Raw genomic sequence first — 24187 nt, 5'->3', positions numbered from 1 at the left:
ACAGATAAAAACGCAGGGTGTGCAAAGATACAAATAAGAGTGTTCGTACTGATAGATACGCAGGCACGCTGAGCACCCGGTCAAAGGGTAACGCGCTTCGCTATCGCAGGCAATAAGTGCCAAGGTGGGGGACTGCACAATTCGCTATTTTTGATAGAAATGACGCTGTTACAACCTAACCCAGCATGACTGCTGGGTTAAAAAAGGAGGCCGTGGGTTATTTTTTCTGCACCGCATGCACCGAAGCCGTTGGTTCTGGTGGCTGGTAGTTGTCGATATGCGTGGCAATACCTAAAAGGATGACGGAAACCGCGAGAACAATCCAACCTGTTAACTCAATAAGACGATTCATTACTGACGACATTTGCTTTGATTTATCCTTAAACACAGGAGGCAAATGTTACTTATCAATAAGTAAGACGGCAAGAGCATTGGGAACGATTTCGACGACTTTTTCGCAGCAAGTTATCGCTAAGTGGCATATGTTTGACTTAAGTTAAGAAACAACCTTTTCCCTTCAAAGGTTATTAAACTGTTGTGACGTTGCGATGTATGGTGTGAAATAGGTCGGTCCTGAATTGAGAGGCAATAACATGAGTGACAACATCCGCGTTGGGCTGATTGGCTATGGCTATGCCAGCAAAACTTTCCATGCCCCTCTGATTGTGGGCACCCCGGGGCTGGAGCTGGCCGCGGTATCCAGTAGTGACGAAGCAAAAGTGAAGGCGGACTGGCCTTCTGTTACGGTGGTGAGTGAGCCTAAGCATCTGTTTAACGATCCCAGCATCGACCTGATTGTGATCCCCACGCCGAATGACACGCATTTCCCGCTCGCTAAAGCAGCGCTGGAAGCGGGTAAACACGTGGTTGTTGATAAGCCATTTACCGTGACACTGTCACAAGCTCGCGAACTGGATGCGTTGGCGCGTAGCCTGGGTCGTGTGCTGTCTGTTTTCCATAACCGCCGCTGGGACAGTGATTTCCTGACGCTGAAAGCTCTGCTGGCAGACGGAGTGTTGGGTGAAGTCGCTTACTTTGAATCCCACTTCGATCGTTTCCGTCCGCAGGTCCGCGACCGCTGGCGTGAACAGGGCGGACCAGGAAGCGGAATCTGGTACGATTTAGCGCCGCATCTGTTGGATCAGGCCATTAACCTGTTTGGTTTGCCCGTCAGCCTGACGGTGGACCTTGCGCAATTGCGTCCTGGCGCACAATCGACAGATTATTTCCACGCTATTTTGACTTACCCTCAGCGTCGGGTGGTTCTGCACGGCACCATGCTGGCTGCCGCCGAGTCGGCACGCTACATCGTGCACGGTTCGCGTGGGAGCTATGTGAAATACGGTCTTGATCCGCAGGAAGAACGTTTAAAAAATGGTGAACGTTTGCCGCAGGAAGACTGGGGTTACGACATGCGCGATGGCGTGCTGACGCGGGTCGAAGGCGAAGAACGTGTGGAAGAGACCTGGTTAACCGTGCCGGGTAACTATCCGGCTTATTATGCGGGTATCCGTGATGCACTGAACGGCAATGGTGAAAACCCGGTTCCAGCACGACAGGCCATTCAAATTATGGAACTGATTGAGCTGGGTATTGAATCGGCAAAACATCGTTCTACGTTGTGTCTTGCCTGATTACGGAAATGCCGGATAAGCGTTAGCGCTATCCGGCACTATCATCGTTATGCTGCTGCGACTTTCTCACGCAACGCACGTTTCTCTTCAGTACTCAAAAACGCCATTTCCAGACCATTAATTTGCGCCTGACGGATCTGCTCGCGGCTCAACCCTGCAGCTGGAGCAGCAACGGTATATTCGTGAATAATATCCACGCCCTGAACCGCGGGATCGTCGGTGTTTAGACTGGCCAACACACCCTGTTCGAGGAACGTCTTCAGCGGATGTGCAGCCAGTGAAGCAACGGTGCTGGTCTGGATGTTGGAGGTCAGGCAGGATTCGATGCCAATTCGCTGCTCGGCAAGAAAATCCATCAATGCACGATCTTCCACAGCTTTAACGCCATGACCAATACGTTCAGCGCCCAGTTCTCTGATTGCCTGCCAGATGCTTTCAGGGCCTGCTGCTTCACCAGCGTGCACGGTAATGTGCCAGCCTGCATCGCGCGCCCGATTAAAATGAGACAGGAACAGACTGCCTGGGAAACCCAGTTCATCGCCCGCCAGGTCCAGTGCGGTAATGTGGTCACGGTGTGCTAACAGCGCATCCAGTTCCTGCAGGCAAGCGGCTTCGCCAAAAGTACGGCTCATAATGCCAATTAAGCGCGCTTCCACGCCAAAAGTCTTGCAGCCTTCACGTACGCCCGCAATCACTGCTTCAACCACGCCCGCGACGGGGAGTTGATGCGCCATCGCCATATAGCCGGGCGAAAAGCGCAGTTCCATATAGTGCAGCCCGTTACGGGCGGCATCTTCAATATTTTCAAATGCCACGCGGCGACAGGCATCCAGTGAGGCCAGTACCTTCACGCCCCAGTCGAGCTTCGACAAAAAACTGACTAAATCCGGTTCTGTCGAGGTGACCTGCACGTGCGGAATCAGCGTTTCCAGCGTTTGAGCGGGAAGCGTTAAATTGAACTGACGGCCAAGATCGAGAATGGTTTGCGCACGAATGTTGCCATCAAGGTGGCGATGGATGTCGGTTAAGGGGAGGGATTTATCAATCATGGTCGCACTCTTTGTTTTTAGTAAAAGTGCGCACCATTATACAACAGAAACATCATCCGCTAAAACCATCCAGAAAGTAGGTATTCGCTTTGTAATAGCCTAATTTAGGCGTGATATTTGCTGAAATTATAGATGACAGATGTCGTGAGATTCGGAGTGATGATTTATGCTGTGATAACCGCAATTCATGATAATTGTTTTGAGCAGCGGTTATCTGAATAGCAGTTTACGCGAGGAGTTTGGTATCGGCCTGGAATAGTTTATTGCACTGCGGGCAAATCAACATGGCACCTTTTTGTACGCGAGAAAAACTGTGTTCAGAATGCGCGGTGCAGTTAGGGCAAGGACATTTGATAAGAAAATTACGGCGGGATTTCACATTTTTACGTTCAGACATAGGCTCTTCCTGATTTGAGTGGAAGCCCACTATACACGGTTAGCTGAAAAATACTGTTTTTTCTCACATTGCCCTATTGTGCAATGGTGAGAGAGTAACAAAGAAGGCGGATTCCCCAGCAGGTAAAATTGCGCAATACAGGACGTATTGCGCAAGTAAAGTCAGCGTAGCGAACGAATAGCGTTTATTAACCCATTCACACCTTTTTCCAGTTTTGCACGCGGACATCCGGCATTCAGACGGACAAAACCGCGACCTTCTGCACCATAGGTATATCCCGGCATGATCGCGACTTTTTGCTGATGGATGAGCACATCCTGCAACGCATGATCATCAATATTGAGCGGACGCAGGTCAATCCATGCCAGATAAGTTGATTGTGGGATCTGCCAGTTTAACTCAGGGAACGCAGCATTAAGCTCATATGCGACATAGTGCAGATTAGCGGCCAGATAATCGCGTAATGCATCCAACCACGGGGCGCCGTGCTGATAAGCAGCAATATGCGCGGTAAGCGCCAGTACTGCAGGTGAGGAAAGGCCATCTCGGCCTTTTAGCGCCGCAAGGTAGTGGTTACGGCTATCGGCGTCTTCAACGATTCCGTAAGCCCCTGTTAACGCCGGAATATTAAAACTCTTGGAACCGGATGTGAGCAGCGCCCAGTCGCCTCGAGCAACCTGACTCCATGGGATATGAGGTTGTTGATCCCATACCATGTCCATATGAATCTCGTCGGAAATGACCTTCACGCCGTGCCGTTGACACATGCTAGCCATGGTTTCCAGTTCATCTCGGGTCCAGACCTTGCCGGTCGGATTCTGCGGACTACAGAGCAGAAGAATTTTGCTTTCAGGCCGCGAGAGGGTTTCTTCCAGCTTAGCCATATCGCAATACCAGCCGTGCGCACGTTTCTCCAGTGCAACAGGGTGCACTGTACGCTGGTTGCCTTTGATGGCGTTGTAAAACGCATCGTAAGCTGGAGTATGGATAACCACCGCGTCACCCGTTGATGACCACTGGCGGATCAGCTCCGACACCATATAGATGACGGAGGGGCCATAAACTACAGATTGCGGATCGATTTGGGTGTTATGGCGGGTCAGGAACCAGTGGCTAATTGCCGCCAAAAAATCATCATTTTTCCAGCGACTGTAGCCCAACACACCGTGTGACAGGCGCTGCGTCAGCGCCTGGAGAATGCATGGTGCGGTGGCAAAATCCATATCTGAGATGGTGAATGGTAGCAGGTCGGCTGAACCAAACCGGTCGGCGACATAATCCCATTGGGTGCACCAGGTACCGTGCCTGTCCACTTCAGTTGAGAAATCAAACATATTGTTGCCCTTATGCCTGTACGGTATTCATCAGAACCGTCATTTCGTCCTTCACCGACTGGACCTGTGGACCGATGACGACCTGCAAGTTATGCTGATTGAGTTGAACGACGCCAATCGCGCGATTGTCCTTCAGCGCCTGCACGTTCACAAGCGACATATCTTTCACGGAAAGACGCAAGCGGGTAATGCAATTATCCAGGCTGACGATATTTTCTGCACCACCCAGCGCCGCCAGAATAGCCGGGACGTTATAGCCTGATTTGCCCGGCGTTCCTGCCATGACTTTCTCAATATTGCTGGCAATTTCGACATCACGACCCGGTGTTTTAAGATTAAAGCGGGTGATGGCGAAGCGGAAGATGACGTAGTACACCGCGAACCAGATAGCAGCGACAACCGGTACCAGATACCACTTGGTGGACAACCCGTGCAGGATGCCAAACACCACGAAGTCAATCAGGTTGCCATCGGTATTGCCGATGGTGACGCCAAGTACTGCCATTACGGTGAACCCCAGCCCGGTCAACAGCGCGTGGATTACATACAGTACCGGTGCCACGAACAGGAATAAAAATTCCAGGGGTTCGGTGGTACCACCGATCACACAGGCAATCAGACCAGAGATTAATAATCCCTTAATTTTATGACGATTTTCAGGGCGAGCGCAGTGGTACATCGCTAACGCTGCGCCCGGCAAACCGCCGAGGAACGCCGGCATTTTACCCTGAGACAAGAAGCGCGTGGCGCTTTCAGAGAAGCCCTGGGTGGTCGGGCAGCTCAGTTGAGCCTGAAAAATAGTCAGCGCGCCGCTGACGCTATGACCACACACCTCCTGCGTACCGCCAGCTTCAGTGAAGCGAATTAAGGCCACCAGAATGTGATGCAGGCCAAACGGCAACAGCAGACGTTCACCGGTACCAAACAGCATCGGACCAAAATCACCGGCGCTATTGATGATGTTACCCAAGCCAGTGATACCCATGGCGAAGAACGGCCAAATCAGCGGAATGACCAGCCCGACCAGTCCCATCACTACCGACGAAATAATCGGCACAAAACGGGTACCACCGAAGAACGCCAGCGCATCCGGCAGGCGAATGTTGTGGAAACGTTCATGCAGCATCCAGACAATGATCCCGGCGATTACCGCACCGAGGATCCCAGTGTCGATCGACTGGATCCCCAGAATGTTTTGCACGTTGTTGGCTTTGAGGATCGACGCATCCGTGGTGGGCAATATTCCCTTGGCCGTTAACCAAAAGTTGACGGCCAGGTTCATCACCGCATAGCCGACAAAACCGGCAAAGGCCGCAACGCCTTTGTTTTCGCGCGCCAGGCCAAGCGGGATAGCGATACAAAACATCACCGGCAGAAAACTAAATGCGAAGGATCCGACTTTGCTCATCCAGGTAAACAGCGCCTGCAACATCGGGTTCCCCAACGCGGGGATCAGCGTAATGACATCATGGCTGCTTAATGAGCTGCCGATCCCCAGCATGATCCCGCAAAACGAGAGCAGTGCTACGGGCAACATAAAGGTTTTGCCCAACTGCTGGAAAAATTCCCATAACGTGACTTTTGGTGTGGTTCTCGTCGTCATCTAACGACTCCTTGTAAAAAATCGACCAACGAATGATGGCGAGAAGATAAAACGTTTTACCTAATTTTAGTGCGTTACAAATCACATTATCGAAGGATAATAGGGCGTATAAATACGGATGATTGATAAAACGTTTTATCCATCACGTTATCAGGGAGCTTTCTGGTTTTATGGCTATAGCCAAAAAAATAACCATTCATGATGTAGCGCTGGCGGCCGGTGTTTCAGTCAGTACCGTCTCATTGGTTCTTAGCGGCAAAGGGCGTATCTCATCAGCGACCGGAGAACGGGTCAATGCTGCCATCGAACAACTGGGGTTCGTACGTAACCGCCAGGCATCGGCGCTGCGTGGTGGGCAGAGTGGGGTTATTGGGTTAATCGTTCGCGATCTCTCGACGCCGTTTTATGCCGAACTGACGGCAGGACTGACGGAAGCCTTAGAAGCTCAGGGGCGGATGGTATTTTTACTGCATGGCGGTAAGGACGGCGAACAGCTGGCCCAGCGTTTCTCGATGTTACTCAATCAGGGTGTTGACGGGGTGGTGATCGCCGGAGCCGCAGGCAGCAGCGACGCGTTACGGCAGTTGGCCGGTGAAAAGGGTATTCCGGTAGTGTTTGCTTCACGCGCCAGCTATCTGGATGATGCTGACACCGTCAGACCCGACAATATGCAGGCTGCGCAGCTGTTAGTTGAGCATCTTGTCGGGCATGGTCATCAACGAATCGCCTGGTTAGGGGGACAGAGCTCCTCTCTGACCCGTGCAGAACGCGTGGGGGGATATTGCGCCACGCTGCTTAAATTTGGACTGCCCTTTCACAGCGATTGGGTACTGGAGTGCGCCTCAAGCCAGAAGCAGGCCGCAGACGCCGTGACGGCGCTACTACGGCATAACCCGACCATCAGTGCGGTGGTGTGCTATAACGAAACTATCGCCGTTGGGGCTTGGTTTGGCCTGATGAAAGCAGGGCGACAGAGTGGTGAAATTGGCGTTGACCGTTATTTTGAACAGCAGATCTCGCTAGCCGCCTTTGCCGATGTGGCAGAGAACGCTCTGGATGATTTACCGATTATTTGGGCCAGCACGCCTGCGCGTGAAATGGGATATACACTGGCTGAACGCGTACTCCAGCGAATCAGCAGTGATGAGGGGCATTCGCGCAATCTGACGTTATCCGCCAGACTGGTGACGCAAAAGTAATGCGCCAGAGGTAAAAAAGCCCGATAAATTGCTTTATCGGGCTGTGGCGGACATCACGCAGATGGAAATTACGGCTGCGGCATGGCCGGGGCATCTGGTGCGGAAAGTGTTGGCATACCAAACATGCCGACAAACTCATCCAGCGGCATTTTTTGGCCGTTGAGCGTCACCTGACCGTTTGCGTACTGCAGGCTGGAGCCGATGGTGTTGTCCTGTACCGTCGTGATGCGGAACATTTGACCCATCGCAGCAAGACCATTGACCTGCTGTTTCGCCATACCTGCCGCTTCTTCCTGCTGATATCCTTCCAGTTTGGCAATCTGGGTCATGAACTCAGTTGCCATATCCATCGGGATCGCCAGCTTTGCGTCCAGTGATTTCACTGAGCGATCCACTTCCTGGGCCAGCGTTTTTGGTTCTTCCTGGTTCGCATTCGGGTCTTTCAGGAACAGGGACAGATTAAAGCTGGTCTCACCCTTGGCATTTTTCCAGCTCAGTGGCGCAACGGTAATAACCGGCTCACCCTTCATCAGAATAGGCAGAGCGCTGAAGAACGCTTCGGTCACTTTCTGCTGATACAGCTCCGGGTTTTGCACTACGTCAATCTGTGACATCAATGCTTTGGTTTGGGCACTATACTGCTGGCTGAACTGATGTAATGCTTCGCCATCAATCTGGCCTACTTTCAGCGTCAGCTTACCGCTACCCAAATCTTGACCCTGCAATTTCAGGCTGTTGATCGTGTAATCCAGCTGGCTGTTGACGGTTTTACCCTCGTTAACCAGGTCTGATTTACCGTCGATGCCCATGCCTTCCAGCACCGCCAGCTCTTTGCCTTCGACGGAAATAGACAGCTTATCAAGGGACAATTTCTGATCGCCAATACGCTCACCAAAGCTGGCAACCGAGCTTGAGCCATCCGTCTTCAGATTATTAAAGGTAACTTGTACTTTTTGATCGTACTCGTTAACCGCATTGACCACGCCGCTTTGCGCTTCACCGGTCAGGGAAACCGCGTTACCGTCTTTGTCGGCGCTGAGCTGGAATTCGCCTCCGCTAAAGGCTACTTTCTCATCGCCTTTTTCGTAACTCAGCGGCTTGAGAGATATGTCAGAGCGGGTATCGCCGCTATAGCCCACGCGGGAATTGATGATGAAAGGTGACTCACCCTTGGCAATGTCAAATAACGGTTTGCTGACGTCATTATTCACCAGCGTGGTTTTCACTGCGGCCATCGCGGGTACCAGGTTGAATGACTTAAGCTGGGCTAGCGGGAAAGGGCCATGATCGACGGATTCATCCAAAATGATGCTTTGCCCTGGCTTCAGCCAGGCATTTTCCTGACCAGCAACAGGTTTTACCACCAGTTGCAGCTGGCTGCTGAACACGCCGCGCTGGTAGTTCTCATAACTCAGCTCAATGCCTGCCTCGGGCGAGAGGCGTTTGAGCTGATCGTTTGCCTGCGTCACCATCTCAGCAAGATGGGTTTCCAGTTTCTTTCCCGTGAACCATGCACCGCCCGTCCAGACGATTCCCAGTGCAACCACCACACCCGCAGCTACCAGCGTTTTTTTCATTTCGATATCCATAAAATAAATCCAGGCGTTTGAAGACGCCTGGAGGGGTGACATGTCTTTAACTCACTACTAGCTTAGCAAGAGTTGTTAAAAATATCAGTATCTTGCTACAGCTTGTTATAAACTCGCGCTAAACGACCGGTGCCGCTGACGTTCACCGGCGACTCATTGGCGCTGATAAATGCCGATTCACCTGCTTTCAGTACCAAGCGTTGCTCGCCCTTGCTCAGCACGGCTTCGCCCTCAACGCAGAACAAAATGGCGGCGCTGTGCTGGCTGATAGTGGCTTCACGGGCAGACAGTTCATGTAGGGAGAACGCGAAATCGTCAACCGGGATTGGGAAATCCAGTTCACTCTCTGTTTTGACTGGGGTTGTCAGCAGTTGATTCGCCGGTTTAGCGACAAACTGAACGTTGGCGACCAGTTCTGGAATATCGATGTATTTCGGCGTCAGTCCGGCGCGCAGTACGTTATCGGAGTTGGCCATGACCTCGAGCGCTACACCTTGCAAGTAGGCGTGTGGGGTTTCGGCAAACAAGAACATCGCCTCGCCTGGATTCAGCTTTACCACATTGAGCAGCAGCGGAGAGAACAGGCCGCTATCATCCGGATAGACATCCGCTATCAGACGGATAGTTTGCCACGGCTCACCCTGTTGGCTGTTAAGGGCAGATTTCAGTACGGCCAGCGCACGCGATTTCTCTTCACCCTGCATATTCAACAAGCTGGCGAAAAGGTGGCTCAGACGCTCGGCGTTGGGTTCCTGCAGGAAGTGAGCGATGGCCGGATGAGCACCAGACACTGGCTGTAGCAGCGCCACAATCTCGGAAAACTCGCGAAACGCATTCATCGCCAGGAAAGGCGTCAGGGCAAACACCAGTTCGGGCTTGTGATTAGGATCTTTGTAATTACGCTCGGCGGCGTCCATTGGGATCCCTGCAGCGTTTTCTTTGGCAAAGCCAACCTCAGAATTGTGTTTGTTCGGGTGGACCTGAATCGAAAGAGGCTGGGCAGCGCAGAGCACTTTAAACAGGAAAGGCAGTTCACCAAAGCGTTGTGCTACGGCATCACCTAACAGTGCTGACTTATCGTGCTCGATCACGTCACGCAGGGAAACCGTCTGGCCGTCGGCGTTCTGAACTCGAGAACTGCTTTTCGGATGGGCGCCCATCCACAGCTCTGCCATCGGTTGCTGGGTCGGATTTTCAATGCCATAAAGTTCCGTTAAGGCAGTTTTGCTTCCCCAGGCATAGTTCTGCACTGAGTTGATGAGTTTTTGCATTATCAAGCCCTGTTTCAATGTGGAATTATCTCTGACTATTAAACCAAGAAACCCACGGGGAAGTAACCTGCGCATGTAAAAAGTCGTACTTGTCTCAGTTTTTGTTAAAAAATTGTGTAGGATATGATGACTCGCTTTTAATACCCTGAGCAATTCTGGTTGCACAAAGGCCGTTGCTGGCACAACCGGACCCGCGACAGGGAAGCAGGGCAATGGAACATCTGCCCAGAGAATAACCAGACCGAGCAGTAAGTGAGAGCACAATGTCAAACAAACCCTTTCATTATCAGCATCCTTTCCCCCTCAAAAAGGATGATACCGAATACTATCTGTTGACCAGCGACCATGTTTCCGTTTCCGAATTTGAAGGCCACGAAATCATTAAAGTTGATTCGCAAGCCTTAACCCTCCTTGCCCGCCAGGCATTTCATGATGCCTCATTTATGCTGCGTCCGGCGCATCAGCAGCAGGTTGCGGATATTCTTCGCGACCCGGATGCCAGCGAAAACGACAAATATGTGGCCCTGCAATTCCTGCGTAACTCCGACATCGCGGCGAAAGGCGTGTTACCGACCTGCCAGGACACCGGTACGGCGATTATTGTCGGTAAAAAAGGGCAACGTGTCTGGACCGGCGGGGGTGATGAAGCTGCTCTGGCGCGTGGGGTGTATAACACTTATATCGAAGATAACCTGCGCTATTCGCAAAACGCTGCGCTGGATATGTATAACGAGGTGAATACCGGAACCAACCTGCCTGCGCAGATAGACCTGTATACCGTGGATGGTGACGAGTACAAATTCCTCTGTATCGCTAAAGGCGGGGGATCGGCGAATAAAACCTATCTGTATCAGGAAACCAAAGCGCTGCTCACGCCGGGTAAATTGAAAAATTATCTGGTCGAGAAAATGCGTACGCTGGGAACCGCAGCCTGTCCGCCGTATCACATTGCTTTTGTGATTGGTGGAACCTCGGCAGAAGCAACGCTGAAAACCGTTAAGCTGGCGTCGGCTAAATATTATGATGAATTGCCGACTGAAGGTAATGAGCATGGTCAGGCGTTCCGCGATGTCGAGCTGGAAAAAGAGCTGTTGATTGAAGCGCAAAACCTTGGACTGGGCGCGCAGTTCGGCGGGAAATACTTCGCCCACGATATTCGCGTGATCCGCCTGCCGCGCCACGGTGCGTCATGCCCGGTTGGCATGGGCGTCTCCTGTTCAGCGGATCGTAATATCAAAGCCAAAATCAACCGCCAGGGGATCTGGATTGAGAAGCTGGAAAATAATCCCGGCAAGTACATCCCGGAAGCGTTGCGTCAGGCCGGTGAAGGCGAAGCGGTGCGCGTCGATCTTAACCGCCCGATGAAAGAGATCCTGGCTCAGTTGTCGCAGTATCCTGTTTCCACGCGCCTGTCACTGAATGGCACAATCATCGTCGGACGTGATATTGCGCATGCAAAACTGAAAGAGCGTCTGGATAACGGCGAAAGTTTGCCGCAGTATGTTAAAGATCATCCAATCTATTACGCGGGTCCGGCGAAAACGCCGGAAGGTTATGCTTCGGGTTCGCTGGGCCCAACCACCGCCGGGCGCATGGATTCATACGTTGATCAACTGCAGTCTGCGGGTGGCAGCATGATCATGCTGGCAAAAGGCAACCGCAGCCAGCAGGTTACTGACGCCTGCCATAAACACGGTGGCTTCTATTTAGGTAGCATCGGCGGTCCTGCGGCAGTGCTGGCGCAAGGCAGTATCAAGAGCCTGGAATGTGTGGAATACCCGGAACTGGGGATGGAAGCCATCTGGAAAATTGAAGTGGAAGATTTCCCGGCGTTTATCCTGGTGGATGACAAAGGTAACGATTTCTTCCAACAGATTCAGACGTCGCAGTGCGCACGCTGCGTTAAGTAACGTCAGCCGCCCCTCGGGGCGGTTTTTTTTACCGCACGAACCACCAAACGAGGGTTCCATCCTCGTCAATACTCATAAGACCAATGGCAATGGGCAATGTCGAAACATAACCTAATCAATTGTTAATATAAGGAGCAGGTCATGGTAACGGTACGCCGCGAAAATGATTCAATGGGGGCGATTGAGGTTCCGGCCGATAAACTCTGGGGCGCACAAACCCAACGATCGCTGGAGCATTTTCGTATCTCTACGGAGAAAATGCCGGTCTCGCTGATCCACGCGCTGGCGCTCACTAAACGTGCTGCCGCGAAGGTAAATCAGGACCTCGGGCTGCTGGCGGCAGAAAAAGCGAACGCCATCATGCAGGCGGCAGATGAAGTGCTGGCTGATAAACACGCTGACGAGTTTCCGCTGGCTATCTGGCAGACCGGTTCCGGTACGCAAAGCAATATGAACATGAACGAGGTGCTGGCGAACCGGGCCAGCGAACTGCTGGGCGGCGTGCGGGGGATGGAACGTAAAATACACCCCAACGATGACGTCAATAAAAGCCAAAGTTCAAACGACGTGTTCCCCACGGCGATGCACGTTGCCGCACTGCTGGCTCTGCGTAAGTCACTTATTCCACAATTGAATGTTTTAATTGAAACACTGAGTAAAAAATCCCACGCGTTTGCAGATATTGTCAAAATTGGCCGTACGCATCTGCAGGACGCTACACCGTTGACGCTGGGTCAGGAAATTTCTGGCTGGGTGGCGATGCTGGAACATAACCTGAAGCACATAGAAAACAGCCTGCCGCATGTGGCTGAACTGGCTTTGGGAGGAACGGCCGTCGGCACCGGACTGAATACACATCCTGAATATGCTCGCCGGGTCGCGGATGAACTGAGAGTGATCACCTGTGCACCGTTTGTCACCGCGCCGAATAAATTCGAAGCGCTGGCCACCTGTGATGCGCTGGTACATGCCCATGGTGCACTGAAAGGTCTGGCTGCATCGTTAATGAAAATTGCCAACGATGTGCGCTGGCTGGCGTCTGGTCCGCGCTGTGGTATCGGCGAGATAGCGATTCCTGAAAACGAGCCAGGCAGCTCCATCATGCCTGGTAAGGTCAACCCCACACAATGTGAAGCCTTAACAATGCTGTGCTGTCAGGTAATGGGCAACGATGTGGCTATCAACATTGGCGGAGCCTCCGGTAATTTTGAGCTTAACGTCTACCGACCGATGGTTATCCATAATTTCCTGCAATCAGTTCGTCTGCTGGCAGATGGTATGGAAAGCTTCAATGCGCACTGCGCGACCGGCATTGAGCCCAATCGCGAGCGCATTGACCAGTTGCTCAACGAATCCCTGATGCTGGTGACTGCCCTGAATACCCATATTGGGTACGATAAAGCCGCGGAGATCGCCAAAAAGGCCCACAAAGAGGGGCTGACGTTAAAAGCCTCGGCGCTGGCGCTGGGCTACCTTAGCGAAGCCGAGTTCGACAGTTGGGTGCGCCCGGAACTGATGGTCGGAAGTATGCGACCGGGACGTTAATCTGCCACATACAGGTGCAGCCGGGGAATAATCAGCCTTAACGGCTGCGCCTGCGGTTTGAAACGGTGTTGCACGTTGTCGGCATCGTAATTCAGCAACTCGCCGATGTCCGGCACACTCATACCATTATCGTTATTAATCAGTGCAATCAGCGGTGTCGGACACGCATATTGCACTTGCTTTTGCTGCCCTTTGTACCAGACGCGGGCGATGGGCTGGACTTTCACCGGTCTTTTTATCTTCAGTTTCGCCTGTTGCGGCAGGGCGGCAATGTCCTGATACTCGCGCTCCAGACGAGCCTGCCACTCTTCGCGCGTCCATGGATGTACGCTGCGCGGTGAATTCAGGCTCTTTTCCAGTTGTTCCAGTACCTCATCGCGTTTCAGGTTTTTAATAATGTGTTTATTGGCCCAACCGAATCGCAGGGTCGCAGGTTCTCTGACCACCGTCAGCGTTCGATAAGCATTGAGGGTGATGAGTCCTGGTAAATGGCGATGCACCCATTCGAAACGTGCGGCGGGTGGCAGACCTGAATCCACCGTCACAATATGCTCAAAGGTTGTTTTCAACTGGTTGATACGCTGAATTTGCGCCTCCAGCGTCGCCTGAGAAGGGCTGTCGACCTGATAGCACAACACGCCGGGTAGGCGCACGGCAGCTTTGCTGCTGCGATTCTCGGACTGCTGCTGAATAAACAGGTGGCGATAGTGGCGCAGCGCCAGACTTTCAGCTTCTTTACCTAAATGTTGTTTTACGTCGATGGCCCCCAGCGGGGCGTGCTCCGACTCTTTTGCGATTTCTGGCAAGGAGAACACGCGGGCAATCAGTAGCGTGCGCTGCTGCAGATTTTCAGTGAATTGCGCCAGTTCTTGTTCCATCTGGCGAAAAGTGCTGTTCAGACGTTCAACGAGATCGTAACGAGCCATAGAGTTACCATTTTAGTTACAACATACTTTTTTATAGCACACCCAACGTTACCTGACCACCGAGCCGTAGGGGTCAAGTAGCGGAACATTCAGGAATGTTATGCCAGAGGGGCCAGCTAAAGGTGAAACGCGCGCCGCCGAGTTCGCTTTCGTCACACATCACCGTACCGCCCATGGCCTGCGCAATCGAGTGGACGATGGCCAGCCCGAGTCCGCAGCCGCCGGTGGCCCGGTCGCGGCTGGGATCGAGACGAACAAACGGTTCAAAAACTTGCGCACGGGCGTCAGGTGGAATGCCGGGGCCATCGTCTTCGACGATCAGCATCGCTTGATTACCCTGAAGCAGCAGACTGGCGTGAACCGTAGACTGGCAGTAGCGCAGGGCGTTGTTGAGTAAATTATCAAGGACGCGCTCCATCAGGCGCATATCCAGCGCACCGTAATCACCGGAGGTTAGATGGCGCAGGCGTACCGTGCGGTCAGGATTAACGCTTTGTACATCGTCCAGATGGGTGGTGAGCCATACCGGTAGGTTTGGTTCCGTGAGGTTTAACTCATTCTGTGGCCGGTCGAGTCGTGCGTAGGTGAGTAACTCTTCGATGAGCGCTTCCAATTGGCTAATATCACGATTCAGCGCCTGGGATTCCTGTTCGCTGAGGTTATCGCTCATCTCCAGCCGGTAGCGTAAACGCACTAGCGGTGTGCGCAGCTCATGGGCGATGCCATCAATCAGCTGTTTTTTGCTGGCAATGAGCGCATTGATATTGTCCGCCATTTGGTTGAACGCCACGCCGAGCCGCTCAAAACTGGAACCGCTGTCAAAATGCAGCCGTTCACTCAGGTGTCCTTCACCAAACCGTTGCGCCGCCGCTTCCAGCCTCAACATCTCCTTCCAGTGCGGACGCATCCAGATAAGCACCGGGAAGGCCAGCGAAATGGCGATGAACGCCATCAGCGCGACGTCCAGCAAGCGCATTTGATGCAGAAAATAGAGATAGGGAACCGGGCCGACGGCAAGGACATAATGGCTGCGAGGAATACGCTGAATAAAGGTGTACTGGTCGTCAAGTGCCACAATATCGCCCTCGCGCAGACGCTGCTGGGTAGTGGCATCCAGATGGTATTTATTCAGCGGCTCCACGCGCAGATCAAACGAGAGGTTTAAATCCATCTCTTTCAGCGTCTTCCCCCACTCATGGGGCGGGATCTCGCGAAGCTCACTGCGCATCAAATACAAGGAGCTTTTCATTAAATCATCAAGCGACTGCCTGCCGGCGCGCTCTGCGGTGAATTTATATACCAAACCGACCAGCAGAGTCATCACCAGAAAGCAGACGAACAGCAACAGGTAAAACTGTACAAACAGCTTCTTCATAACAAATCACCGGACGCTCAATAAGTTAGCTAATACGCTTTTGCAGTCAGGGGCTGACGGGGGGATTGCTGTATCCACCGAGACGCAGATTCAGAAATTCAGTCTGAGTATCGTCAATCGCGCTTATCCCGGCAGAGTACACTGTATAAACCCTTTCTGCATTCTCATGGCCCATGAGGCCCGTAATAAATACAGCATGTCTTGAACGTGCGAGGGCAGTTGGGCCCGGTAAACAGTCTCGTCTTAACAGAGTAATTGCTGCTGGCGGTTGTCTTTGTGCAAGGTGAGTGCGCGATATGAGGGGAGCATCATCTAAAAAGCCCGTACTGGATGCGGGCAAAAATACTGAAAGTCATGCTTCAGCAATAATCACTGAACTATAATTAACCAGGAAGTTGAACAGTCTCTACCCGTGGCGATAACACAAAAATCTCTTATAACTCCTTCGTATTGAATACCCTTTCCCTCACGGATTCTTTATTTTCACACACAGCGTATGTTGATGATTCCCATTGATAATGACATGCCATGCGATTTTTATAGCCTGGTTATCAATGGTTCAGCATTGCCATACGATCACGAATGGATTGATTAAAATGAAGAAATTATTTGGTCTTATTGCTTCACTGACCCTTCTGTCTGGCCCGGTTTTTGCGGTGTCGGCACCTGACTGCGTGAAGGTCGATAACGCTCAAATCGAAGCGCTATTTGATAAGTGGAACGCATCGTTAAAAACGGGCAACGCGAAGACGGTTTCAGAAAACTATCTCAGCGATGCGGTGTTACTGCCAACGGTATCCAATAAAGCCCGCTTAACGGATGCTGAACGCATTGATTATTTTGAGCATTTTCTGGCGAAGAAACCTACCGGAAAAATTGATACTCGCACTATTCGTCTGGGGTGCAACAAGGCGATAGATACCGGTACCTACACATTTACCTTCGCCGATAAATCTACCGTTTCAGCACGATATACGTTCACTTACGCATGGGATGGAAAAGAGTGGAAAATCTCCACCCATCACTCTTCGGCGATGCCTGAGGGGTAAAAAAAGTGCAGGGGGCGAGAATTCAGCGCTCCCTGTTTTTATCGATGATGTGATTTTATTTTATTCTGAATTCTATGGCGAAATCGACCGTAAAGCAGCATAAACGATCTGTTTTTGAAGCTGGCGTTTGCCTCTTTCTCGAGGGCTGTATTTTTCAACCTAGCATAAAATTCTGTATAGATGTAGGTGTCGCCCTGACCCGTCATCGTTATAATGCGGTAAAAATCTCGCTAATGTTCCACCAGCGATTCACTCAGGCTGAAGAGGGTGGCATTACTTTGGAAAGCATATGTTCAGTACCTGGTTAAGCCGCTGGAAACTCATCCCTGATGGTGCTCCCATCGTGACTCATACATCGTATCTGTTACCCGTGACAACAATTCACGGTGGCAAGAAAGCCATTCTTAAACTCACGGATGATGACAGTGAGCGAACCGGTTGTCAGTTGATGACCTGGTGGAACGGGAAAGGGGCGGCGAGGGTGCTGGCTCATGAAAATGGGGCGATTCTGTTAGAGCGTGCCACAGGGACACAATCGCTGACGGATATGTCCCGGGAAGACCAGGATGCGCGAGCCTGCCGCATCATTTGCCAAACTGCCCGTCGACTCCATGTTGCGGCAGATACCTCAACACCGCTGCTCACGCCGCTTGAACACTGGTTTCGCGATCTTGAGCCGACAGCGCAACGTTTTGGTGGGATCATGCTTCGTTGCGCGCAGGCAGCCAATATGCTTTTCTCCACTGCGCAAGATGTCGTGGTGCTGCACGGTGATTTACACCACGGAAATGTGCTTGATTTTGCAGAGTCTGGATGGCTGGCTATCGATCCGAAAGGGTTGTTGGGTGAGCGTGGGTTTGATTACGCCAATATTTTCACCAATCCCGATCTTGCCGATCCTGGTATTGGCATCGCCATTGATCCATCGCGGTTCACCCAGCGCGTCAACATCGTTTCAGAGGCTGCCGGACTTAAACGCGAGCGTCTTCTTCTGTGGATCGCGGCATGGTGTGGGCTTTCATCCGCCTGGTTTCTGCAAGACGGGGATACTGCGGCAATAACCCTGCGGGTGGCGGATCTCGCGTTTGCTGAACTGGACTCAGGGTCTCTGCAACTTTGATCTACGACACGCGTCAGCAATTTTAAACCGTTATCATTAGGCTGATAAATATTTAGATTACCAATCAGTAAATGGCGGGTTAGGTTGTGTCTCTTATGAATAAGTTAATGGGCCGAAAACAATGAACACGTTGTTTTCAGTGTGCAAAAAACGTCCGGATATTATGCTGCTGGTGGCGATTTTGGTCGGGGCAAACATTGTGGCGTGGCTGTGGGCTTTCACGGTGTTTAGTCATCATACCTCGCTTCTGGCGCTGAGCCTGGTCGCCTGGTGCTACGGTTTACGCCACGCCGTGGATGCCGATCATATCGCCGCCATCGACAGCGCAACCCGCAAACTGATGCAGCAAAAAAAGCGCGCATTGACCACCGGGGCATGGTTTTCTCTCGGACATTCCACCATTGTGGTACTGGCAAGTATTGGCATTGCCCTCACTACCAGCGTGTTTAAACATCATATGGCGTGGTTGCAGAATGTTGGGGGCGTGATCGGTACGGCCGTTTCTGCAGCGTTCTTGCTGATTCTGGCGACCATCAATCTGATTATCTTCTGCCAGGTATGGAAGGCATTCCGCCATTTAAAACGTACGGGCACCTATTACGGAACCGCGGAAGAAATCACGATTTCAGGGCCTCTGAGTTGGCTCTTCCGCTCGGCCTTTAGGCTGGTGGGGAAAGACTGGCATATGTATTTTGTCGGCTTTTTGTTTGGGCTGGGTTTTGATACTGCCACAGAAATTTCGCTGTTAGGCATTTCTGCTTCAGGTGCTTCCAGTGGGATGTCCATCTGGTCCATTCTGGTGTTTCCGGCATTGTTTACCTGTGGCATGGCGTTAATTGATTGCCTCGACAGTATTCTGATGGTCGAGGCCTATGGCTGGGCCTTTAATAAGCCGCAGCGAAAGCTGTATTACAATATGACCATCACCGGAACCTCGGTGATTGTGGCGGTATTTATTGGCGGGCTGGAAGCGTTAGGATTACTGTCCGATGCGTTTTCACTTCAGGGCGGAATGTGGGATACGGTAAGCAATATGAGTGACCACATGGGTAATGTTGGTTTTATGATTATTGCTGTATTTCTCGGTTGCTGGATCCTCTCCGCGCTGAATTATCGCTGGAAAAACTATGACAGGTTGATGCTCAGCTAACCTAAATAAAGCCTTCCTGTCAGCGGGAAGGCTATTATCTGGCACTGCTCTGAACGGTTATTCAGCGTTGCTGAGCGATGTGGACGGTTGCTGCGCGGACGTTTCTTTACGCAATATTCGGTTAGCCAGCACGCCTGACATCATCGAACCGTTGACGTTTAATGCAGTCCTCGCCATATCGACAATCGGCTCAATAGCAATAAAAATCCCCACCAGCGCGACCGGAAAATTCAGCGTGGAAAGCACAATCAGTGCGGCAAACGTCCCACCACCACCGACGCCCGCCACCCCAATCGATCCCAGCGCAATCGCCGGTAGCATCGCGAGCAGAAAATGTACCGACAGCGGATCGATGCCCATTGTCGGTGCAATCATTGCCACCATAATCGCAGGGTAAATCCCGGCACAGCCATTCTGGCCCATGCTGGAACCAAATGAAGCCGCGATATTGGCAATGGTATTTTGTACGCCAAATTTTTCCTGCGCGGTAATGGCCAGTGGAATAGAGGCAGCGCTGCTGCGCGAAACAAACGCAAAGGTTAAAACCGGCCACACGGTTTTAAAATAGCGCACAGGATTGTTTCCGCTAAGCAGCAAAATTAGCGCATGCACGATAAACATCATCAGCACGGCAATGTAGCAGGCGGCAATAAAGCCTAACAAACTGGCAAATTGTTCAAACCGATAAGCGGAAAATACGCCAGCCATTAATGCCATCACGCCATAGGGGGTGAGGGCAATAACGATGCGCACCATTTTCATCACCCAAATCTGGATGGCGTTAATGCCCGCGCTTAATTTTTCACCTTCTTGCGGTGCATCTTGTTTTACTTTTAATAATGCTACCCCGGCAAGCAGAGTGAAAATCACAATACCAATAACAGAAACGCTTCTGGCCCCGGTAAGATCGAGGAAGATATTGGTGGGGATCAGCGAGATGACTAGCTTAGGCAGTGAAACGGCGGCTGTTTTACTCACATCCTCAGCCGTCAATGTTGACTGCATATGGCCAAACGCGCTGGCATCCAGACCTAAAACGTGGGCGGTGAGCAGGCCAACAAATCCGGCGATCATCACCAGGCAGAGCATGCTCCCTACGATAGTGAGTGACATTTTGCCAATTCCGGCGCTGTTTTCGAGCTTATTAATCGCCGACAGGATAGAGATAAAGATTAGCGGAACCGCAACCAGTTTGAGTAAATTGACATAACCGTTACCGATGACGTTATACCAGTCGATAATTGTTTTGCTGTTGTCGGCTGCAATAAAATGCAGGGATAAGCCAATAACGGCACCGATAAAAATGGCAATGAAAACGCTTTTGGACAGGGAGTGACTTTTTTGGTCGATTCTGAATACAGCCCATGAACAAACCAAAAATAACGCGATATACGCGAGAGTAACGAACATAATGTAGCCTCTTGCCTCATTCAGCACCTGAAATGCCGGAAAGAGAGTGTATTTTTGAAATAAAACGCTGAGCCATAGTGGCTCAGGACCGGGACGGATTATAGGGAGGGGGACCACTGACAGCCACACAAAAAGTGTGGTTCAGACCGAGACGAGGTCTTTATGCTTATCCTGTAGACGATTTGCGTGACAGTGTAACGTTAAATGGCGAATTGGGCTGGGTTAAAACCAGCCTGGCGGGGTTATTTGCGTGGTTCATCATCCCAGGCGTGCGGGGCAAACAAATAGCCTTTATTACGGATGGTCTTGATGCGGTACGGCTCTGTGGCGTTATCCAGCAGTTTTTTGCGCAGTCTGGAAATCGCCACATCAACGCTGCGATCCATCCCGTCATAACTCACACCGCGCAGATTTTTCAGCAACGCATCGCGATCCATAATGTGTCCTGCATGGGTTGCCAGCTCCCACAGTAGTTCGAAATCGGCGGTAGAAAGCGAAACGGGGTCACCAGCAAGTAGCACGGAACGATTGGTTGGGTCGATAGTTAGCGTACCAAAGCGCAGTATGGTATGCGGCGTAAGGGTGGCCGCCTGAATACCTTTTGACTGCGTCGAATGTTCGTTCTGGCGTAAATGCAGGCGCAGGCGGGCCAGCAGCACCGCCGGCGGCGTCGTTTTCAGAATGTAGTCACAGGCTCCCATTTCGAGCGCCAGTATATGGTTCATATCGCTGTCGAGAGACGTCAGCAGAACAATTGGACCCTGCCAGCGCCCGCGCAAATCACGACAGATGGTCATTCCGTCTTTACCAGGCAGCATAATGTCTAACAACACCAGGTCGGGTTGAACCTGCAGGACCTTCTCTTCGGCTAAATCGCCGCGCGGTTCAAGGATGACCTCGATATCATGCCGGGCCAGGTAGGCGGCAATCAGCGAACCGACTTCAGGATCATCTTCAACAAATACGATGGTGTTCATATCATTCATTTTGATTATAAAGTGCCAACATACACCGCCCCTGTTTTTCCTTCCATTAATCTTTTCTAAACGAGAACGCTTCCGTTATGCTAGGGGCTGATGTTATTGATGTGTTAAGGCAAAGTGATGGGGTTACTTATAAAAGCGGCGCTGGGGGCGCTGGTGGTGGTGGTGATTGGCGTGCTGGCTAAAACAAAGAATTACTATATTGCCGGATTAATTCCGCTGTTCCCGACATTTGCGCTGATCGCTCACTATATTGTGGCCAGCGAGCGCGGTATTGAAGCGTTACGCACCACAATTGTCTTCAGTATGTGGTCAATTATTCCCTATTTTGTCTACCTTGTTTCACTGTGGTACTTCACCGGGTTTATGCGCCTGCCCGTCGCGCTCGGCGGGGCGGTAGTCTGCTGGGGCCTGAGCGCGTGGTTGCTGATTATTTGTTGGGTAAAACTGCACTAACGCAGGTGGCGACCGCCATCCAGGGCAAAACTACGCCCGGTGACAAAACAGCTGGTCAACAGATAATCGATTAACTCAATGACCTCTTTCTCGCCGGGCGCGGTTTTCATCAGTGACTTGTTCAGAGCCTGCTGACGATATTCGGCGTCGTCATCTTCGTTAAACAGAATAAGCGATGGGGCGATGGCGTTCACTTTGACTTCTGGTGCCAGTTTACGCGCGAATGAGCGGGTCATGTTGTCCAGTGCAGCCTTGCTGGCGGCATACGCGATATGTTTGTCGCTGCCGCGCTCGACGACGTAATCTGTAAAATGGATGATGTCGCCGGCGGCGTGGCCGTGACCGCGCAGCAGGCCCTCCAGCGCGTGGTTGAGCAGGTAGGGCGTGTTGACATGGATCTGCATCATGCTGGACAACACGTCAGACAGCGGTTTACCGGGTTTTTCTGCAACCCAGGCGCTGGCATTGTGCACGATGGCGCGTAATCCATCCGTTCGGTTTTTTACGTCATCAGCGAAGGCCAGCACGCCGGCATCGGTCGAAAAATCGGCCTGAATGCACACCGCGCCGGCTTCTTGCAGACCATCAATCGATGGATAATGCGTACGATAGCTGATAATTACCGGCTGTTTTTGATTCAAAAAATGCCATGCAATTGCGAGGCCGATGCGACGGCCTGCGCCGGTGATAAGTACTGGCAGGGGCTTTTTACCCATCGTAATCTCCATTAACATCAAACGATGGGTATGACGTTTACCCCATCAACATCCAGGTAGCCGGAACGGCGGCGACCAGCAGCAGGCCGATCAAAACCAATTCCTGGCGGTTCAGCACGTTATCGTGCGTGTGCGTTTTTCTGGCGTAAAGAAAGACCAATAATCCTGGCGCATACAGAACCACAGACAGCAGCAGGTGCATTGGGCCAGAAGCATATAATAACCATAAGCCATAAATGCAGGCACCGACACCAACAGCCTGATGAATCGGGCGGGTGGCGATTTTCAGCAAAAATGCGCCAACGAGAAAATAAGGCACCAGAATCATCTCGGAGGCAATCGTCAGCAGCGTATTATAGTCAGAGCCTGTGAGCCAGATCAGCACCAGACACACCTGTACGCAGATATTGGTGAGCCACAGTGAAGACGACGGTGCACCTTGCGCATTTTGACGTGCGAAAATGCGCGGGAACGCTTTGTGCGTCGATGCCAGAAACGGCACTTCGGCTGCCATAATCGTCCAGCTTAAATAGGCACCGCAGACGGAAACTATCAGACCGGCCGCAATAATAATTTCACCCCACGGCCCCATCATCTTGACCATCAGTCCGGCCATTGACGGGTTACGGATTTCAGCCAGTTCCGGGCGAGCAACCACGCCAAGGGAAAGCAGGGTAACCAACAGATAAACACCCAGCGCGGCCAATACCGCAAGCAGCGTGGCGCGACCGACATCGCGTTTATTGCGGGCACGTGCTGACACTACGACCGCGCCTTCTACCCCGATAAACACCCACAGTGTGATGAGCATGGTGTTTTTGACCTGTTCCCAGACCGGAACACCCAGCGCAATACCGGTAAAATCCAGAGTAAAGGTATCAAGCTTAAACAGCATAAAGGCCAGCACGACAAACAGACCCAGCGGCAATAATTTCGCCAGTGTCGCTACCAGGTTAATGCTGGCGGCGGTTTGTACACCGCGTAATACCAGAAAATGGACCACCCACAGCAGCACTGAGGCCCCGACGATAGACTGCCAGGTATTTCCATCGCCAAATAAACGCAATTCAGGCGTATCGGTGAAGAAGCTGAGTGCGGAAAAAACGATCACCAGATAAGAAACGTTGGCGATAACGGCACACAGCCAGTAACCCCATGCCGAGCAGAAACCAATCAGTTCGCCAAAACCTTCACGGGCGTAGGTAAAAATACCGCCGTCCAGATCGGGACGGATGCGCGTCAGGATGAGCATGGCAAAGGCCAGCAGGAGAATTCCCGCGCCGGTAATCGCCCAACCAATCAGTAATGCGGCCGGGCTGGCAACCGCTGCCATATTTTGTGGCAGGCTGAAAACGCCCGCGCCGAGCATTGAGCTTAAAACCAGCGCGGTCAGTGCGCTCAGACCCAATTTCTTTTCCATTTGTATCCAGTGACAAAAACGAGAGTGAGAGAATAATTATTTTGGCAAACC

Annotated in this window: 21 protein-coding genes; 8 read left to right on the top strand and 13 right to left on the bottom strand. The window is 51.8% G+C overall.

Annotated elements, in window-relative coordinates:
- Window positions 1–217: 217 nt before the first annotated feature.
- Window positions 218–352 carry a division septum protein Blr gene (blr, locus tag AC3ITF_RS11245; RefSeq protein ID WP_096757130.1) on the bottom strand — a complete coding sequence of 45 codons (135 nt, stop codon included), beginning with the start codon at window positions 350–352 and terminating at the stop codon, window positions 218–220.
- A gap of 241 nt (window positions 353–593) precedes the next feature.
- Between blr and AC3ITF_RS11240 the strand changes: the two genes are divergently transcribed.
- Window positions 594–1634: an oxidoreductase gene (locus tag AC3ITF_RS11240; protein WP_096757129.1), complete on the top strand. Its 1041-nt coding sequence runs from the start codon at window positions 594–596 to the stop codon at window positions 1632–1634.
- A 47-nt stretch (window positions 1635–1681) separates the two neighbouring features.
- Here AC3ITF_RS11240 and add read toward each other — a convergent pair whose 3' ends face one another.
- The 4 genes from add to malX form a co-directional block, all read right to left on the bottom strand.
- On the bottom strand, window positions 1682–2683 hold the full coding sequence (gene add / locus AC3ITF_RS11235) for an adenosine deaminase (RefSeq protein WP_137400084.1): 1002 nt from the start codon (window positions 2681–2683) through the stop codon (window positions 1682–1684).
- 226 nt (window positions 2684–2909) lie between these two features.
- Complete coding sequence (locus AC3ITF_RS11230; protein WP_489175665.1) at window positions 2910–3080, bottom strand: YnfU family zinc-binding protein; 171 nt, start codon at window positions 3078–3080, stop codon at window positions 2910–2912.
- Between the two features lie 161 nt (window positions 3081–3241).
- Window positions 3242–4414: a MalY/PatB family protein gene (locus AC3ITF_RS11225; RefSeq protein ID WP_489175664.1), complete on the bottom strand. Its 1173-nt coding sequence runs from the start codon at window positions 4412–4414 to the stop codon at window positions 3242–3244.
- 10 nt (window positions 4415–4424) lie between these two features.
- Window positions 4425–6017, bottom strand: a complete 1593-nt coding sequence (gene malX, locus AC3ITF_RS11220) for a maltose/glucose-specific PTS transporter subunit IIBC (protein WP_489175663.1) — start codon at window positions 6015–6017, stop codon at window positions 4425–4427.
- A gap of 170 nt (window positions 6018–6187) precedes the next feature.
- Between malX and AC3ITF_RS11215 the strand changes: the two genes are divergently transcribed.
- A complete protein-coding gene (locus AC3ITF_RS11215; RefSeq protein ID WP_117343075.1) occupies window positions 6188–7216 on the top strand; it encodes a Mal regulon transcriptional regulator MalI in 1029 nt (342 codons plus the stop codon).
- A 68-nt stretch (window positions 7217–7284) separates the two neighbouring features.
- On the opposite strand, the gene AC3ITF_RS11210 is transcribed toward AC3ITF_RS11215, so the two are convergent.
- Both AC3ITF_RS11210 and manA read right to left on the bottom strand, forming a co-directional pair.
- Complete coding sequence (locus tag AC3ITF_RS11210) at window positions 7285–8793, bottom strand: YdgA family protein (protein WP_137400162.1); 1509 nt, start codon at window positions 8791–8793, stop codon at window positions 7285–7287.
- A 107-nt stretch (window positions 8794–8900) separates the two neighbouring features.
- On the bottom strand, window positions 8901–10076 hold the full coding sequence (manA, locus tag AC3ITF_RS11205; RefSeq protein ID WP_153879526.1) for a mannose-6-phosphate isomerase: 1176 nt from the start codon (window positions 10074–10076) through the stop codon (window positions 8901–8903).
- Window positions 10077–10339: 263 nt separating this feature from the next.
- On the opposite strand from manA, the gene fumB reads away from it, so the two are divergent.
- Both fumB and fumC read left to right on the top strand, forming a co-directional pair.
- Window positions 10340–11986, top strand: coding sequence for a class I fumarate hydratase (gene fumB / locus AC3ITF_RS11200; RefSeq protein WP_489175662.1), 1647 nt, complete (start codon window positions 10340–10342; stop codon window positions 11984–11986).
- Between the two features lie 141 nt (window positions 11987–12127).
- Window positions 12128–13531 (top strand): class II fumarate hydratase, encoded by a 1404-nt coding sequence (gene fumC / locus AC3ITF_RS11195; protein ID WP_096757122.1) that lies wholly within the window; start codon window positions 12128–12130, stop codon window positions 13529–13531.
- Here the strand turns inward: fumC and tus are convergent.
- Window positions 13528–14457, bottom strand: a complete 930-nt coding sequence (tus, locus tag AC3ITF_RS11190; RefSeq protein WP_489175661.1) for a DNA replication terminus site-binding protein — start codon at window positions 14455–14457, stop codon at window positions 13528–13530. The two genes, fumC and tus, sit on opposite strands and share 4 nt — an antisense overlap.
- 73 nt (window positions 14458–14530) lie before the next feature.
- Window positions 14531–15832: a two-component system sensor histidine kinase RstB gene (gene rstB / locus AC3ITF_RS11185; protein WP_489175660.1), complete on the bottom strand. Its 1302-nt coding sequence runs from the start codon at window positions 15830–15832 to the stop codon at window positions 14531–14533.
- A 596-nt stretch (window positions 15833–16428) separates the two neighbouring features.
- Between rstB and AC3ITF_RS11180 the strand changes: the two genes are divergently transcribed.
- The 3 genes from AC3ITF_RS11180 (at window position 16429) to AC3ITF_RS11170 (ending at window position 19151) form a co-directional block, all read left to right on the top strand.
- Complete coding sequence (locus AC3ITF_RS11180) at window positions 16429–16881, top strand: SgcJ/EcaC family oxidoreductase (RefSeq protein ID WP_096757119.1); 453 nt, start codon at window positions 16429–16431, stop codon at window positions 16879–16881.
- A gap of 289 nt (window positions 16882–17170) precedes the next feature.
- Window positions 17171–18001: an aminoglycoside phosphotransferase family protein gene (locus AC3ITF_RS11175; RefSeq protein WP_489175659.1), complete on the top strand. Its 831-nt coding sequence runs from the start codon at window positions 17171–17173 to the stop codon at window positions 17999–18001.
- Between the two features lie 121 nt (window positions 18002–18122).
- Entirely contained in the window at window positions 18123–19151 is a 1029-nt protein-coding gene (locus AC3ITF_RS11170) for a HoxN/HupN/NixA family nickel/cobalt transporter (RefSeq protein WP_115258546.1), read from the top strand.
- Window positions 19152–19208: 57 nt separating this feature from the next.
- On the opposite strand, the gene AC3ITF_RS11165 is transcribed toward AC3ITF_RS11170, so the two are convergent.
- Window positions 19209–20561: a cation:dicarboxylate symporter family transporter gene (locus AC3ITF_RS11165; RefSeq protein WP_489175658.1), complete on the bottom strand. Its 1353-nt coding sequence runs from the start codon at window positions 20559–20561 to the stop codon at window positions 19209–19211.
- A gap of 242 nt (window positions 20562–20803) precedes the next feature.
- Window positions 20804–21547 (bottom strand): two-component system response regulator RstA, encoded by a 744-nt coding sequence (gene rstA, locus AC3ITF_RS11160; RefSeq protein WP_115258544.1) that lies wholly within the window; start codon window positions 21545–21547, stop codon window positions 20804–20806.
- 117 nt (window positions 21548–21664) lie between these two features.
- Between rstA and AC3ITF_RS11155 the strand changes: the two genes are divergently transcribed.
- Window positions 21665–22000, top strand: a complete 336-nt coding sequence (locus AC3ITF_RS11155; protein WP_489175657.1) for a GlpM family protein — start codon at window positions 21665–21667, stop codon at window positions 21998–22000.
- Here AC3ITF_RS11155 and folM read toward each other — a convergent pair.
- Window positions 21997–22716: a dihydromonapterin reductase gene (folM, locus tag AC3ITF_RS11150; protein WP_153879534.1), complete on the bottom strand. Its 720-nt coding sequence runs from the start codon at window positions 22714–22716 to the stop codon at window positions 21997–21999. The two genes, AC3ITF_RS11155 and folM, sit on opposite strands and share 4 nt — an antisense overlap.
- Before the next feature lie 37 nt (window positions 22717–22753).
- Window positions 22754–24136 (bottom strand): amino acid permease, encoded by a 1383-nt coding sequence (locus AC3ITF_RS11145; RefSeq protein ID WP_096757112.1) that lies wholly within the window; start codon window positions 24134–24136, stop codon window positions 22754–22756.
- Between the last annotated feature and the right edge of the window lie 51 nt (window positions 24137–24187).

This window comes from Citrobacter sp. KH_055_1 (genome assembly GCF_057838705.1).
Note: the sequence above shows the minus strand (reverse complement) of the source record. Positions and strands in the feature narration are given on the sequence as shown.